This window comes from Halobacteriovorax sp. RT-2-3 (assembly GCF_047085075.1).
Taxonomy (GTDB): domain Bacteria; phylum Bdellovibrionota; class Bacteriovoracia; order Bacteriovoracales; family Bacteriovoracaceae; genus Halobacteriovorax_A.
In genome coordinates this window covers 227,989-244,534 of record NZ_JBKIYF010000002.1, presented here as the reverse complement: position 1 = coordinate 244,534, position 16,546 = coordinate 227,989, and the positions used below count along the sequence as shown (strand labels likewise).

Sequence of the window (16,546 nt, the reverse complement as noted above, 5' to 3'; positions counted from 1 at the left end):
CTTATTCTCTAGGCCCATATTCGTGGCGAATTTTCAGGTGCTTATAATCTTCACCGGCAGATAAGTCCTCTAAATGACATTTAATTAACGATCTTAATTAAACCGATCTATACTGACGATAAGCCACTGTATTAACAGGGGAACTTGGTTGCACGTTAGTCGAAAATTAACATTTATTTTAGCAATTTGTTTAGGGGTATTCTTAAACCTAAGTGCTATTGCATCGACGACTAAGCTTGGTTACTCTGGCCGCCTTGTTTTAACAAATGGCACACCGGTTACAGGAACTCCTGATCTTAAATTTGATCTCTATTACTCTGGCTCTCCTGGTAGTAATAGGGGAACTCAGACAATCAACGCTGTTGCTCTTTCAAATGGTATTTATACTGTTGAGTTAGACTTTGCAGGTATTGCTGCAGTGATTGATGCTATTCCACCTTCTGAAACTCTCGTTATTCAAGTCACAGACATTACTGATATTGCAAACCCTGTTGTCTATGACTCTCAAAATATTCTAGCGACTCCAATTTCAGTTTACGCCAATCACGCAGCTCTTGCTGAGACAATTGCAAATGATGCTATCACACCAGATAGCGTTGATTTCAAAAGTACGTGTTCAGATGGACAAGTTGTTTCAATTAATAATTTAAATGAATTTGTGTGTGTGGATCAAACTGCTTCTGTAAGTGTTGATTCTACTCTTGTTAATAATGCTGGAGTGATTGGTCTTCCAACTGTTGTGACAGGGGATACATATTATTCAGTAACTGTTGACGACTATGGACGTGTTACTAGTGGTACAACAACACCACCTTCAACAACGGCAAGTGATATTCAAGATAACTTAATTGTGGATGCTGATATCAATACGAACGCAGCGATTTCTTGGTCAAAGATTAACAAGGCCGGGGCAACTCCAGGTGATGTTGGTTTGACTGTTAATAGTGCTGGCCCACTTGGAACGACTGGTGCGGTTGCCACTGAAAATATTATTAAGAATTATGTTGATACAACGGCCACGAATCTCGCTGATGCAAAAGTGATCGATGATATGAGTGGGGTGCAAACGACAATTGCTCCTTCTGTAAATGCTGTTAAAACTTATGTGACTTCTCAGACTGGAGGGATCACTTCTTCGCAATGGACAGATTCGGGATTGGATATTTATTTTAACACTGGCTATGTTGGTGTTGGAACAAATACTCCGATGGGGCCACTACACGTCGTTGGGACGGCCAATGACTTAAATATCATGCGCTTTGGTGCAACTGATGCTGATATCTCAAGTCTTACAAATCTTTCTAATATGTCGGGTCTTCTTATTGCAAACGAAGGCGTCAATAATGCTTATCATTCACTAAGAATTGTAAGTGATGTGGATGCAACTCAAATTGAAAGTTTAGCAGTTACAAATGCAGGGCGAGTAGGTATTGGTGTTTTAGTGCCAACACAAAAATTAGATGTTGCAGGAAATATAAAAGCAACAGGAGTTTGTATTGGGGCCGACTGTCGCACAGCTTGGCCAACTGGAAATGCTGGAACTGTAACTTCTGTAACTGGTGGCACGGGACTTACAGGTGGAACGATCACTTCTTCAGGAACTCTTGCAGTTGATGTGGGAACAACAAATGGCAAGATTGCTCAAGTTGGAGCAGGGGATAAGCTAGCGGATTCAATTATTAATTATAATCCTGCACTTGATGTTGCCTTGACTGGATATGTAACAGGAGCTGCTTCAAGTATTGTAGCTACAGATACAATCTTACAGGCATTTGCTAAAGTACAGGGACAACTTGATGCCCATGCATCTTCCATAGCCTCAAATTCAACACTCGTTATTAACTCGACAGCGGGAAGTGAGACTGGGCAAGCTGCTTCTGTGGCCGCCATGAAAAATTATGTCACAACTGAGATTGCAGGTGTTAATCAATCTCAATGGACTAATTCGGCAAGTGATATCTACTTTGATAGCGGACGAGTTGGTATTGGAACGAACTCGCCATTAACAGCACTTGAAGTTGATGGACAAATTACAGGTGGTTTTGGTGCAAGAACAACTTCTGGAGTTCTTGATTGGAATGATATTAGTAACGCAAGGCCTGGAAGTGGTAACACTCTTTTAATGGGGGATGCACCAAATGGGCCAGGACCTTCATATTATTTTCATACATTCTCATACGAATATATTACAAAAAATGGTAGTGGTAATCTGACTCAATATGCGATTCCTTACAATGGTACAGATATGTACTTACGTTATCGCTATAATGGTACTTGGTCTGGATGGAGTAAAGTTCTAACGACAAATTCTAATGGGCGTGTTGGTATTGGGACAATCAATCCATCTGAGATGCTTGAAGTTGTTGGTAGAGTAAAAGGGACAGAACTTTGTATTGGTGGTGATTGTCGTACATCATGGCCGACAGGAAGTGGCGGAACTGTTACTTCTGTTGCAGCAGGAACTGGTCTTACAGGTGGAACCATTACTTCAACTGGAACTCTTGCAGTTGATGTGGGAACAACAAATGGCAAGATTGCTCAAGTTGGAGCAGGTGATAAGCTTGCGGATTCAATCATTAATTATAACCCTGCTCTTGATGTTGCACTTACTGGATATGCAATAGGAGTCGCTTCAAGTGTTGTGGCAACAGATACAATCTTAGAAGCATTTGGAAAAGTTCAAGGGCAATTAAGTGCTCATGCTACTTCCATTGCAGCAAACTCTAATCTTGTGATTAACTCAATGGCCGGAACAGAAACTGGTCAAGCACCTTCTGTTAGTTCGATTAAAACTTATGTTGATGATCGCGCGACTCAGTGGGCGACTAGTGGAAGTGATATTTCATACACTGGTGGTAATGTAGGTATTGGGACGGCAAGTCCTACAAGAAAACTTCATGTTGTTGCTGATGATGCAGTCGACGGAAATGATTTTATCGCTTTATTTCAAGAGCCTGGGATTACTCCTGAAGCTTCTGCAACAGTTGGTATTGCGGCCGATCGAATGGTTATGGTTCAAGGAAGTGGTGGAGCATTCTATGGTGGTCGAGATGTAGCAAATGATATTGAATTTGCAATGGGAACAAGTATCGCAGGAGAAGCCTTCTCTGGTGCCATGACTAATCATAAGTACGGACTAAGAACAAATAATATTACGAGAATGACAATTGATGAAACAGGAAATGTCGGAATTGGTATAACGGCACCAACTGCAAAATTATCAGTTAATGGTGATGCTGAGTTTTCTGGTTTTTATACAAGTGAGCAGGTCACTTACGCTAATTACGATTATACTAATCTTTCTTACTTCTTACTTGCTAAGTCATCTAGTGAAGACAAGGTCTATGGACGCATCTACGGACATCGTGGAAGTGCCACGGCCATCCCTCGTCCTTACTTTGTTGATGTTGTGATTGATACATCATCTGTTTATACAGATGTAGGAGAGATCACAAACGCTTATCGCGTTGATGCAAAAATTGCTCTAGCTGAAATTACTTATAAAGGTGAGACATGGTGGGCACTACGCTACGATGCGGATAGTACATTTCATGCTAATAATATTGGTTTTCAAGGCTTTCGATCACAAGCAGATGCTGATGCCTTTAAGTTTATCAATGAAGACGATGTTGACTTAACAGCCGTTTTAAATGTTAAAGAGTACTCTCGAATTCGTGGAAGTCTTTATTATACAAAAGCAGGTAATCTCGGTCTTGGAACAACGACTCCAAGTGAAAAACTGGAAGTTAGCGGTAATGTAAAAGCAACAGCTTTTATAGGGGATGGTTCAAGTCTAACTGGGGTTAACTCGTCATCATCTTCTAATATTGCAGATAATACAATCTCTGCTGATACTGATGTCAATGGAACAGGAGTGATCAATTTTCAAACTGGTGGCACAACTAAGATGACAGTTGATAACTCAGGTAATGTTGGTATCGGAACAGCTACTCCGAGTGAAAAACTTCATGTCAATGGTAAGAGTATCTTAGGTCCTGCAAACACTGGTGGTACAGCAACTCCTTCTGTACAAGTTGGGGCACCTCGTACAAATAGTGGAACACAGAATCTTATGCACCTAGGTGCATTTGAAGCCGATTCATTCTATAAACTTGAATCAACCTCAACTCCTGTTCACTCTCTGCAAATGCGTTATGGAACTAATGATGATACTGTTGATAACCATATTATGACATTTGAAAGAAGTGGGAAAGTAGGGATTGGAACTTCATCACCAATAACTGCCCTTGATGTCGTGGGAACAATTAAGGGAACTAGTGTTCAATCAATTGATCCAATGTTTCTTGTTGCTGCAAGTGAGTGGAGTGATACTGCTTACGATTTTTCCGCTGGTGCAACGGCCACAGGAATCAATATTACATTTGACTTTGACAGTACTGGTTCAGATCCATTTCAATTTGGTTTAGATAGTAATAACTATTACCGTGTTTCACATGAAGGTGATAATGAGCAGACGGTTAGAAAGACAATTGCAGGTGTTTCTACAGTGCTTGGAAATGTTGGTCACACTTATGTCTCTGGACAGAAGGGCTTAAAAGGCCATGTGAATATTACTAATAATATCATCACTTGGAAAATTACTAAGCCTAATGGCGCTTTCACTAAGGCCAGTGGTGCAGTTGATACAGGAGGCCTACCACTTGCTAATTTTAAAATCAGAGCAAATTCAAATCTTAGAAATGTAAAAATATTTTCGGGGCAAAAAGAAGATCTTGCGGGTAGTAAGAGTCTTGTTGTGGATCATGCATCAGGAAAGATTGGAATGGGAACCACTGCTCCTTCTGCTCGTCTTTCAATTCAGCAAAGTGGAGTCGCTGATAATTATGAAGGTATTCGACTAATCGCTGATAAGAATAGTGATGGGACAAATGATGAGTACCTTGATGTTTATATCGATTCTGCCGGAAAGAAGATTATTCAAACTCAATCTTCAGGGGCAGCAGTTCACGACCTTCTTTTAAATCCTGTCATTGGTAATGTTGGGATTGGGAAAACGATACCACGTACAACTCTAGATGTTGGAACTAACGGTAATGTTGCACTTTTTGGAGATGGTAGCTTAAATGATAAATTTATTTCTGTAAGAGATAATAATCAAGGTTTATATATGGGACTTGATGTAAGTCTTAATGGTGGAAATGGTGCAGGACTCATTCAATCAGGTCAAAGTAAAGGACTGGGACTTAAGGCCAATGCTGCAACTTTTGGCGATGCTGATCCAGATTTTTATATAAGTGAATCTGCAAACGTTGGAGTCGGAACAGTGACACCAAGTTCAAAATTTGAAGTAAGACGCGTTTCTGATAATGGAAGTTCAATGGCGCTTTTTGAAGATGCTACGGCGGCCAATAATACATCAGATGTTAAAATTTTTGCCTATAGGCCAGGACTTGTTCTTGAAGATAATTCGGTTAATGCAGATGACTTTAGGCTTGGACTAGATGAAGGGAAGCTATATTTCACTTTTGATACAGATGATGATGGTTCAAAAGATGCGACTTCTCAGTTTGATGATATCTATGCAATGACTCTAAGCTCGTCAAGAAAGCTAGGAGTGGGAACGACAAACCCTGCGGCCACGATGCATGCTCACGCAGGAGACAATACTGCTTCATATCCAACTAGTATTGCCCAAGGTAATATTGTTGCGAAATTTTCTAATAGTAATAACGCCGTTGAGATCGGGACTAATGGCGATTTAAACGGAAGAAGGGCGTGGATCCTCGCTAGACATACTACAACGGACACGTATGGCGGCTACTTTTCAACACTTCATCTTCAACCAGATGTTGGTGATAGCACTCACTATCGTGGGGTTGCAATTGGTACGTCTGCAAGTGTTCAATTGGCCGAAGCCGGAGAAAGACTTGTTGTTAACGGAACGGCCGCAAAACCAGGTGGTGGTTCTTGGGCCACATACTCTGATGCACGCTTAAAAGATATCACTGGTGAGTTTAGCTACGGCCTAGATGCTATTATGGGTATTGATACAATAAAGTATCGTTACAAAGAAGATAACGCTCTTGGAATTTTAAACGAAAGGGAGCACTCTGGTTTCATTGCACAAGAGATTCAAAAAGTGATTCCTGAAGCAGTTAGAACGACAACTGATGATTATCTAACAGTTGATAACGATCCAATCTTCTTGGCCCTTATTAATGCGACAAAAGAGCAGCAAAGTCAGATTGAAGAAAATAAGCGTATGCTAAATCTTATGCAAGAAGGGATTTCTCGTCGAGTAGCATCCTTAGAAGAGCAAGTTGAAACTCTAAAAGAAGAGAATGAGATTCTCAAGGCCTACCTCTGTCAGAAAGATCCTGACATGCCTCTTTGCCCGAAAAACTAGTCAAAAATTATTGTTAACATGTTAACGTTAGTATTGAGATTTCAGTAACTTAGAATCTTATCTTATTGATTTTCAAAAGAAGGTTACAATATACATTATTGATCATCTTGCTAACTTGAATGTTGTACGTTGGCCAGGAGGAAGCATGATCTTGATTAAATTCGGTATTCTCTATTTTGCACTGGCATATTCGTCAATTAGTTTCGCACAGGACTCGCAATTGGATAATTTACTTCGCTGTGGTGAAGTTGCACAAGTTCGCTGTCTTGAAGTTCAGGAGTTTGGACAAGAATTTGTCGGCCCCATACAAGAGGAAACAGTGATAGAGGTAAAGTCGAATGAAGTAGCAGGACCTAGTATTAGAGAGCTTATTTGTTGTGAAGATGATGACAAGCTCAGAAAATCAATTATTGGACATATTTTTAATCAAATGAAACCAGATGAGATGATCGTAGCATTATTGGCCCATAAAACCGTTGATGAATTACGAGGCCCTTCAAGTGTTGATATGGTCTATAATGATGATCGTTTTGTTGGCCCCAAATTACCGAGTCAGAAATAACTATTTAGATATAAATTAATTCAGTCACTTAGGGCCCTTTTCTTAGGGCCTTTGTCATTTCTATGTCAATTAACCAATCTTTAATTGCTTTATTTTTAGGAGAGGCGTAATATTTTAATATACCCTATAGGGGTATATGGTTTTAGTTATTCTTAGAGAGGAGAGATGAAGTGAAAACAGTTAAATTTGTTGTCAGTGGAATTAAGTGTGGGGGATGTGTAGGTAAGGTTGAAAAGCAACTAAAGGAGCTTACAGGAGTGACAAATATAAATGTTGATATCGAAAACCAGGAAGTTCTTGTTAGTGGAGAGCAAGGTTTTTCAAATATGCAAATCAAGTCAATGCTAGGGGAAATCGGATTTCCTGTAACAAGCATGAAAAAACTTGAGGCTTAGGAGACTGAGTGGAAACACAAAATAGTGTAAACTTAAAAATTTCAGGTATGAGCTGTGCAAGTTGTGCAGCTTCTATTGAAAGTGAAGTTTCAAAAATTGATGGAGTTAAACTTTCAAGTGTAAATTATGCAATTGAAAGTGGTCACTTTGAATTTGAGAATAAGAATGTCTTAGATGATATTGAAAATAAAATTGTTGAACTTGGTTATACAATTCAATCCGAAGAAGAGATGCTAAGTGAGTCAGCTCCTGTAAAATCAATTGAAAAGGATAATTTCCATAAGTTTGTGATTGGGATGACTCTTGCTATTGCGGTCTTTATGTTTGAGATGGGACCACTTAAAGGATGGCCAAGTAAAAAAGCTAATTGGTATATTCAGCTAGTTTTAACGACTCCAATTTGGGCATGGATTGGTTTAAAATTCCAACGCTCACTTCTACAATTTCTAAAAAGTGGTCGCTCCAATATGAATACCCTTATTGGATTAGGGACAACAGCGGCTTTTCTTTATAGTGTTTTTATCACAGTATTTACAAATTTAAGTGTTGAACTAGGCTTAACAACTAGAGTCTATTTTGAAGCCGTTGGATTCATTACTTCATTTGTTTTCTTAGGACAGTACTTTGAAGAAAGAGCGAAGAAGAAAACGAAAGAGGCCCTTAATGATCTCTTTAAATTGTCAGCAAAAAAAGCGACGATCTTAAAAGGTGACTCATTTGTGGAAGTTGCTATCAGTGAAGTTCAGGCTGGGGATACTTTAAGAGTTCGTCCTGGTGAGAAATTTGCAGTTGATGGGAAGATCATTAAAGGTAGTAGTGCTATTGATGAATCGATGATTTCTGGAGAACCTCTACCTGTCACTAAAGGAGAGGGGGAGCAAGTCTTTGCTGGAACAATCAATGGTGATCACGTTATTGATTATAAGGCCACAAAAGTTGGTAGTGATACTTTCCTTTCTCAAATTATCAAGTTCGTTGAAGAGGCCCAGTCTTCTAAACCAAATATTCAAAAATATGCAGATAAAATTAGTGGAGTCTTCACTCCAGTGGTTATTGTTATAGCTGTTGTGACTTTTCTTGCTTGGTACTTCTATGGAGGAGAGCCAAGATGGGGGAATTCAATTTCTAATTTTATTGCAGTTCTTGTTATTGCCTGTCCTTGTGCTCTTGGACTCGCAACACCTACTGCTGTTGTTGTTTCAACTGGTCGAGCCTCTTTAAAAGGTCTCCTTATTGGTGGAGGAGAAGTGATTGAGAAGGCCGTTGAAATTGATACAGTGATCTTTGATAAAACAGGGACAATTACATTTGGACGCCCAAGTGTTATTGATTCACTTTATAAAGAAGGGGAGGATGAAAAACAAATTCTTGCTCACCTTGCTTCTATTGAGCAATTTTCAGAGCACCCTCTTGCAAAGGCCGTTTTAAATTTTGCAAAAGAAAAAGGTGTTAACTTAAATGAACCAGATGGTTTTGAAGTTATAAAAGGTAAGGGAATTATCGCTGATATCGACGATATCGAATACCAAATTGGAAACGAGTCGCTCTTAGATGATTTAAGAATCAAACGCGATGTTGATTTGGAATCGGATAAGATCGGAAGTTTCATCTTTGTTGCTCGAAATAAAGAACATGTTGCTACACTGATTGTAGGTGATGAGATTAAGCCTAGTGCGAAAGAGGCCATCGATCATTTCAAATCTCTTGGAATTGAGACTTGGATGATTACTGGTGATAACGAAATCGTTGCAAAAAGTGTTAGTGAAGAAGTGGGTGTTGATCACTTTATCGCTAGAGCACTGCCTCTTGGAAAAGCTTCTCAAATTGAGCGTCTACAAAAAGAAGGACGTAAGGTTGCTATGATTGGTGATGGAATTAACGATGCGCCAGCTCTCGCAAAGGCAAATCTTTCAATGGCAATGGGAACTGGAACTGATGTTGCTATTAGTGCATCAGATGTGACGATTGTTAAAGGTGATATAGCCAAGGCAGTTGAATTCATTGAACTTGCTAAAGGGACAATGAAGATCATCAAGCAAAATCTCTTCTTATCAATGATTTATAATACATTACTAATTCCAATTGCCGCTGGTGTGCTTGTTATCTTCGGTGGGCCGACAATGCCTCCAGTACTTGCAAGTGTTGCCATGGGACTAAGTAGTATTTCAGTTGTTTCAAATAGTTTAAGAATAAGGAAATTAATATGAGTAAGCACCCAGATCACAAATCAACATTAACAAGAGTTAATCGTATTGAAGGTCAAGTTCGTGGAATTAAGAATATGATTGAAGATGGTAAGTATTGTGTTGATATTCTTACTCAGATTAAATCCATAAGAAGTGCTCTAAAGGGGCTTGAACATGTGATTCTAGAATCACATTTGAATAGTTGTGTTATGAAGGCCATCAAATCAGGTTCTGAAAAGGATTCTGAAGAAAAAATCAGTGAGATCATGGAACTTCTAAAAAAATCAGCAAAGTCATAGGTTTTATTATGTTTAAGTCTGCTTTAATCATTTGTATTTCTACTAGCACCATGGCCTTCAGCTTTAAGCAAGCCGTTGGAGAATTAGCTAATCACAATAGTGTTGAGGCCATTAAGGGAAGTGCTAAATCTCTAGTTGAGTCTTCAAAACAAAAAAGTTCTTGGGGAGACCCAATGTTTAAGGTTGCTGCTAAGAACTTTCCGGTGGAGACTCTCGATTACAACCAAACTCCAATGACTGGCCTAGAGCTAGGTATTTCTCAGAAGATTGCTCTTTCCAACAAGTACGGCAAAGCATCTGAAAGTATGAATGCTCAAGCAAGGGCCATGAATTTTTCTGCACTTGATTATGAGCAAGCACTTGTTAAGGCCCTATGGGGAAATGTTATTGGGAATCGTAAAATTGAAAGCGAGCTATTCATTTTAAAAGAAAACATAGCATGGATTAATAATATTCTGAAAGTAAGTAAGAAGCTCTATTCAAATGGACGCATTACTCAGCAAGCTCTACTTGATATTCAAATTAGAAAGTCAGAAATTGAAAGTGAACTAAGTAATAAGACTTTCGAATTAAAACAGAATAAGGCACAGCTCAAATACTTACTTGGAGATCGTGCTACTAGCTTTGATTACAAAAGTGTTCCTTGGAGTTTATTAGATAAGTCTATGAAAGAGGATATAAAAGATAATCGTCTTAAGGCCCTCGAAGAAGGAAAGATCGCAGGAGAGTTTGCTGTTGAACAAGCTAATCTTGCTTATATTCCAGATATTACAGTCTCTTTAGGTTATACATTTCGTTCAGATGAAATAGATAAGAATGGTGACTTCGTTGGAGCACAAATAACATTTCCTATTCCGGTTTCAGATGACAAAAGTGGTGGAAAAGGTGCAGCTGTTGCAAATCGCTATGCCGCAATCAAGAAATTGGAAGATTACAAGCTTAAGAAGAATCGTGATTTAAATATTATTAAAGATGATATTGAGAAATTAAAAGCGGAGTTACAAATTATTACTAAGAAGTCTGTAAACTTCGCTAAAAACTCGCGATCAATCACTTCAAAATCTTACGGTCGTGGCAATAGCTCATATGTAGAGCTTTTGCAGAGTGAATTGCGACTGCAAACAATTTTATTAAAAAAAGTCATGCTAGAAGCACAATTAGCAACTTCTAAAGTTGATTATAAATACACTCTTGGAGAGTCTCTCTATGAATAAATTACTTAAAATTATTACTTTCACAACACTTTTAGGATTTGTTGCTTGTTCGCCGAAAGAGGAAACTAGTACACATAGTGAATCTAAGGTTAAAACTTATTATACATGCTCAATGCACCCACAGATTAAGGAAGATAAGCCTGGAAAGTGTCCAATCTGTCATATGAACTTAACTAAAGTTGAAGTTGAAGATGATCATGACCATTCTGCCATGACACAAAATGAACCAAAAAAGGATCTTTGGCGTTGTAAGGACTTTCCAGATGTAACAAGTGAGAAAGAAGATGTCTGTCCAATGGATGGGTCTCCAATGGTTAAAGTTAATACACAAAAAGAGAATGCTTCTAAAGTTGTTGCTAGTGTGAAACTTAGAAAGTCTCAACTAAAACATTTTAATCCATCTTACTTTCCTGTAACGACAATGAAGATGACTAAGAAAATTAGACTTCTAGGTCAAGTACTCCAATCAGAAGAAAAGGAAAGTAATATACCGGCAAGAATCGATGGCCGTGTTGAGAAAGTATATGTGAAATCAACAGGAAGTTTTGTTAAAACAGGTGATCCAGTTGTTGATATTTACAGTCCAAAATTAATTTCAGCAGGAGAAGAATACATTCTAGCTCGAAAGACATACTTAAAGAATAAAGGACGTGAGTTCCGTGATCTTTATTTACAAAGTCAGGAAAGACTTGAGCTGTGGGGGATAAAAAAAGAACAATATGAAGCATGGGCAAAGTCTGGTGCTGTTCCGAATAAGATCACAATCTATTCGCCTGCTACAGGAATTGTACAAAAAAGAAGTGCTACAGTTGGTACATATTTTAAAGAAGGACAAAACTTCTTTGAACTTTCAAACCTAAGTGATGTTTGGGTCGAACTCGATGTCTATGAGCAGGATTCTGCCCTAGTACAATTAGGTCAAACTGTTGAATTAGAATTTATTGCAATCCCTGGAAAGACGACAAAGGGTGAGGTGGATTTTATTAGCCCTGTTCTTGATCAGCAGTCTCGAACATTAAAGGTTCGCGCTACGATTCAAAATGAGGAAGGGAAACTAAAGCCTGGAATGGTTGCAAATGCTCAAATTACTTTTGAATTAGAGGGAATGCCTCTCGTAATTCCACGATCTGCTGTTATTGATACTGGAAAGAGAAAAGTTGCATGGGTAAAGGTTAGTGATAAAGAGTTTAAGTCAATCGTTATTAAAACGGGGCATGAGTCAGAAGGCTATGTTGAGGTTAAAGAGGGACTTAAAGATGGGGATCAAGTTGTTATCGAAGGAAACTTTCTTCTTGATGCTCAAGCACAACTTTTTGGTGGATATGAGGATATGAGTACATCTGATCCTCATCAAGGGCATACTAATGATTAAGAATATTATTGAATTATCCATTCGAAATCGTGTCACTGTAGTACTAATCTTTATCTTAGTTGCACTACTTTCTGTCTTTAGCTTATCGACAGCACGAATTGATGCAATTCCAGATATTGGAGAAAATCAGCAAATTGTTTTCACAAATTGGGCAGGAAGATCACCTAAGGATATTGAAGAACAAATTACTTATCCTTTAAGTGTTCTTCTTCAGGGAATTCCTGGAGTTAAAAATATTCGCGGAACTTCTGCATTCGGTTTCTCTACGATTTATGTCATTTTTAATGATGATGTTGATTTTTACTGGTCGAGATCTCGTGTTTTAGAAAAGCTTACAAGTGCAAAGAATGAACTACCTGAAGGCGTAAATCCTGCAATGGGACCGGATGCAACAGGTCTTGGCCAAGTTTATATGTATACACTCGAGAACGCTTCAGATAATGAAAAGCCGTTGTCATTAGAAGAGTTGAGAACATTACAAGACTTCTACGTTCGTTATCTTCTTCAAAGTGTGGAGGGAGTAAGTGAAGTCGCAAGTATTGGTGGATTTGTTAAAGAGTATCAAATCGATGTTGATCCTAATAAACTTATTGCCTATGACATTCATCTGACATCTATTATTCAAGCTATTCAAGATAGTAATATTGATGTTGGAGCAGAAGTTATTGAAGATGGTGATCGTGAATTTATTGTTCGTGGTAAAGGATTCTTCAAGTCACTTACAGATATTGAAAATGTTGTCGTTGCTGTAAAGAATAAGTCTCCTATTCGAATTAAAGACATGGCAAGTGTTGGTACAGGTCCTGCTTTTCGTCGTGGAGCACTTGATAAAGACGGAACAGAAGCTGTTGGTGGTATCGTTACAATGCGATTTGGAGAAAATCCAAAAGAAGTCATTGATAATGTAAAAGAGAAAATTGAAATTGTTAAGGCCGGACTTCCAAAAGGCGTTATTTTTAGTCCTTTCTACGACCGAACAGAGGTAATTGAAAGAACAATTGGAACAGTTTATTCTGCCTTAGCGCAAGAGATTGTGATAACTGTTATTGTTATTTTACTATTCTTACTTCACTTTAAATCTTCAATCTTAGTATCGCTAACTCTACCATTTGGTGTTGGTATAAGTTTCATTCTCATGAAATTTATTGGTATTGACTCTAATGTTATGAGTTTATCTGGGCTTGTTATTGCTATTGGTTCAATGGTGGATATGGGTATTATCATGACTGAAAATATCTATTCAAGCCTTGCAAGTGAAGATCGAGATCTTTCTAAGTCTGAGCGTGTTGAAATTGTAGTTAAGGCAGCCCGTGAGGTTGGTCCAGCTATTTTAACAGCTGTTGCCACAACAATTGTAACTTTCTTACCTGTATTTGGATTAGAAGGAAGTGAAGGGAAACTCTTTGGTCCACTTGCTTGGGCAAAGACACTGGCAATGTTTGGCTCTGTTGTGGTTGCTATTATTCTTGTTCCGGCCCTAAGTGTTTTCTTCTTAAAAGGAAAGCTTAAGCCGATAGAGAAAAACCCTGTCAGCTTAAAAATTATTAATACTTATCAGCCAGTGCTTAGTTGGCTTCTGGATAATCGAAAGTTCTTTGCAATTTTCCCAACTCTAATTTTCATCCTCGGAGGAATTGCATATTCTCAACTTGGTAAAGAGTTTATGCCTTCACTTAATGAGGGGGAAATTCTTTATATGCCTGTAACTACTGCTGATGTTGGGATGACAAAGGCACGAGAGCTTTTGGCCTATACAGACAAGGAGCTAGTTAAGCATCCTCTTGTTGCGAGTGCGATAGGAAAACTAGGGCGTGCTGAAACGGCACTCGATCCTGCTCCAGTTGCAATGTTTGAAACAGTTGTAAAACTTATCCCTCAAGATCAGTGGCCAAGTGGAACTTCGATTTACGATATTATGGCTGAGCTTGATCAACAGCTACAAGTTCCTGGCCTTGTAAACGCGTGGCTATTTCCAATTGAGAATAGAATCGCCATGATTTCTACAGGAATTAAAACGCAAATTGGTGTGAAAATCTTTGGGGATAACCTCGAAAAGCTAGAAAAGATTGGACAAGAAATTGGCCATGTTCTTGAGGGCATCAAAGGTGCAAGTGGGGTCTATGCACAACAGATCACAGGTAAACCTTATATTGAATTTGATATTGATCGTGTGGCCGCAAGTCGCTATGGGATTAATACTGGAACGATAAATAAAATTCTTCAAACTGCAGTCGGCGGTATGACGATCGGGCAATTTTATGATGGCAGACAAAGATTTCCAATTCGCGTACGTTATAAGAAAGAGCTAAGAGATCGTATTGACGAGTTAAAGAAGGTACTTGTACCTAGTCCACTTGGTCAGCATATTCCATTAGAACAGCTTGCTAAGATTGAAGTTGTAACTGGTCCTGCTATGATTCAATCTGAAGATGGAATGCTGCGCTCACTTGTACTTTTAAATGTTCAAGATCGTGATCTAATTGGTTTTGTGGAAGAAGCTAAGAAGGCGGTAGAAGAAAAAGTAGAACTCCCTAAAGGATATTCTTTAGTTTGGGCCGGGCAATATGAAAATCAGGTACGATCTAATAATCGACTGATGCTTCTTGTTCCTCTAGCGCTTGTTATAAATTTAATCATTATTTATTTTGGGATTAAAAATCTACGTAATGCTGCAATTGTTTTTAGTGCCGTTCCAATCGCATTTGCAGGTGGTCTAATTCTGCTTTGGATTGGAGGCTTTAATACGTCTGTTGCCGTTTGGGTTGGTTTTATTGCCTTATTTGGTATTGCTGTCGATGATGGTGTCGTTATGATGACCTATCTGCAAGAAGAGTTTAAAACAATTAAACCAAGAAATTGGAGTGAGCTTAAGGAAGTAATCGTCAATGCAGGTTCTAGACGTATTAGACCTCTTGTTATGACAACGACAACGACTGTCGTGGCCTTAGTTCCTATTATGTGGTCGACAAGTACAGGAAGCGAAGTTATGAAGCCGATGGCCATTCCTACGCTTGGAGGGATGCTTGTTGAGTTAATTACATTATTTGTTGTTCCTATTACATATTCATATTTTGAACAAAAGAACCTTAAAGGAGAAACACATGAATAAATTTATTATTGTAAGTATGATTGCTTTTAATTTATTTGCTGCTGGCCGTATTGAGATGGCACCAAACACAAAAAAAGAAGTTGTTAAAGTTCTCGAATTAAATGAAACACTTCATGCAAGCTTCTTTGAATACGATGGGGCAAAAGTTGAGGAAGCTGCAAAGAAGCTTTCAACAGCAATTGATAAGATTAGTGATGAGAAAATTAAGAAGCTTCTAACTTTTTCAAAAACAAAGCTTTCTGAAATTCAAGCTTCAAAAACAACTGCTGAAAACAATCAAAGTTACCACTTAGTTTCAATGGCACTAATTCATATCATTAATACATATGATGTAGGTGAGAAGTATAATGCTTACTCATGTCCTATGGTTAAGAAGAAGTGGGTACAAAACTCATCTAAACAGGATAAAGTTCACAATCCATATGCATCAAATATGCCACACTGTGGACAAAAAGATACTAAGTTCTAATTACTTCAAATAATCTGTGATGGCCGCTCCAAAGATGCTTGGGAATGCAATAATTACTGTGCGTTTAAAAGCTAGAATTGGATCGGTCATTACGGGAAATTTATCAATCAAAAATAGAATGAATACAACACTGGAAGTTGTGATTAAGTAAATCGCAAAAATTCTCTTAATAAACTCTGCAACATTTCCCTTAAGCTTAAATCGGTAGAAGTTAAAGTAGACAAAGCAAGTAACAATAACAATTGAAGATGCTAGTAGATAATAGATATTATCAAACTTCAAACTTACACTAAGATTCCATACTTCTTCAGTAAAACACAATGGTGAGGCCACAAGAAAGGCCCCTACAAAAATTTGTGAGACATCACGTAGTCTTAATTCAACCATTAGTGGATTGATAACATGACCAATTGGCTTACCGGTATCATCTAAGAATGTAACAACTTCTTTGAGGTAGCCATTGATTCGTTTGATTTCAGTATGTGTATTCTTTAAACCTTTAAAAACATCCATATTAAAATTATAGAGAGATTTTGGAATTTAAGCAAAAAAAAAGGCCCGGATAACCGGGCC

10 protein-coding genes are annotated in these 16,546 nt (G+C 38.2%); 9 read left to right on the top strand and 1 reads right to left on the bottom strand.

What is annotated here, in order from left to right:
• The first annotated feature begins 148 nt into the window (after positions 1–148).
• From ACMAYX_RS06985 to ACMAYX_RS06945, 9 genes are all read left to right on the top strand, one after another.
• Positions 149–6,367 (top strand): tail fiber domain-containing protein, encoded by a 6,219-nt coding sequence (locus ACMAYX_RS06985; protein ID WP_412471860.1) that lies wholly within the window; start codon positions 149–151, stop codon positions 6,365–6,367.
• Between the two features lie 145 nt (positions 6,368–6,512).
• Positions 6,513–6,929 (top strand): hypothetical protein, encoded by a 417-nt coding sequence (locus tag ACMAYX_RS06980; protein ID WP_412471861.1) that lies wholly within the window; start codon positions 6,513–6,515, stop codon positions 6,927–6,929.
• Positions 6,930–7,099: 170 nt separating this feature from the next.
• A complete protein-coding gene (locus tag ACMAYX_RS06975; protein ID WP_103218156.1) occupies positions 7,100–7,324 on the top strand; it encodes a heavy-metal-associated domain-containing protein in 225 nt (74 codons plus the stop codon).
• A gap of 8 nt (positions 7,325–7,332) precedes the next feature.
• Positions 7,333–9,531, top strand: coding sequence for a heavy metal translocating P-type ATPase (locus tag ACMAYX_RS06970; protein ID WP_103218155.1), 2,199 nt, complete (start codon positions 7,333–7,335; stop codon positions 9,529–9,531).
• Positions 9,528–9,809, top strand: a complete 282-nt coding sequence (locus tag ACMAYX_RS06965) for a metal-sensitive transcriptional regulator (protein ID WP_103218154.1) — start codon at positions 9,528–9,530, stop codon at positions 9,807–9,809. Before ACMAYX_RS06970 ends, ACMAYX_RS06965 begins: the two co-directional genes overlap by 4 nt.
• An 8-nt stretch (positions 9,810–9,817) precedes the next feature.
• On the top strand, positions 9,818–11,023 hold the full coding sequence (locus ACMAYX_RS06960; protein WP_103218153.1) for a TolC family protein: 1,206 nt from the start codon (positions 9,818–9,820) through the stop codon (positions 11,021–11,023).
• Positions 11,016–12,395: an efflux RND transporter periplasmic adaptor subunit gene (locus ACMAYX_RS06955; RefSeq protein WP_412471862.1), complete on the top strand. Its 1,380-nt coding sequence runs from the start codon at positions 11,016–11,018 to the stop codon at positions 12,393–12,395. The genes ACMAYX_RS06960 and ACMAYX_RS06955 overlap by 8 nt, the downstream gene beginning before the upstream one ends.
• Positions 12,388–15,504, top strand: a complete 3,117-nt coding sequence (locus ACMAYX_RS06950; RefSeq protein WP_103218151.1) for an efflux RND transporter permease subunit — start codon at positions 12,388–12,390, stop codon at positions 15,502–15,504. The genes ACMAYX_RS06955 and ACMAYX_RS06950 overlap by 8 nt, the downstream gene beginning before the upstream one ends.
• Positions 15,497–15,973 carry a hypothetical protein gene (locus ACMAYX_RS06945; protein WP_392992611.1) on the top strand — a complete coding sequence of 159 codons (477 nt, stop codon included), beginning with the start codon at positions 15,497–15,499 and terminating at the stop codon, positions 15,971–15,973. The genes ACMAYX_RS06950 and ACMAYX_RS06945 overlap by 8 nt, the downstream gene beginning before the upstream one ends.
• On the opposite strand, the gene ACMAYX_RS06940 is transcribed toward ACMAYX_RS06945, so the two are convergent.
• Positions 15,974–16,486: a DUF2391 family protein gene (locus ACMAYX_RS06940; RefSeq protein WP_103218149.1), complete on the bottom strand. Its 513-nt coding sequence runs from the start codon at positions 16,484–16,486 to the stop codon at positions 15,974–15,976.
• Between the last annotated feature and the right edge of the window lie 60 nt (positions 16,487–16,546).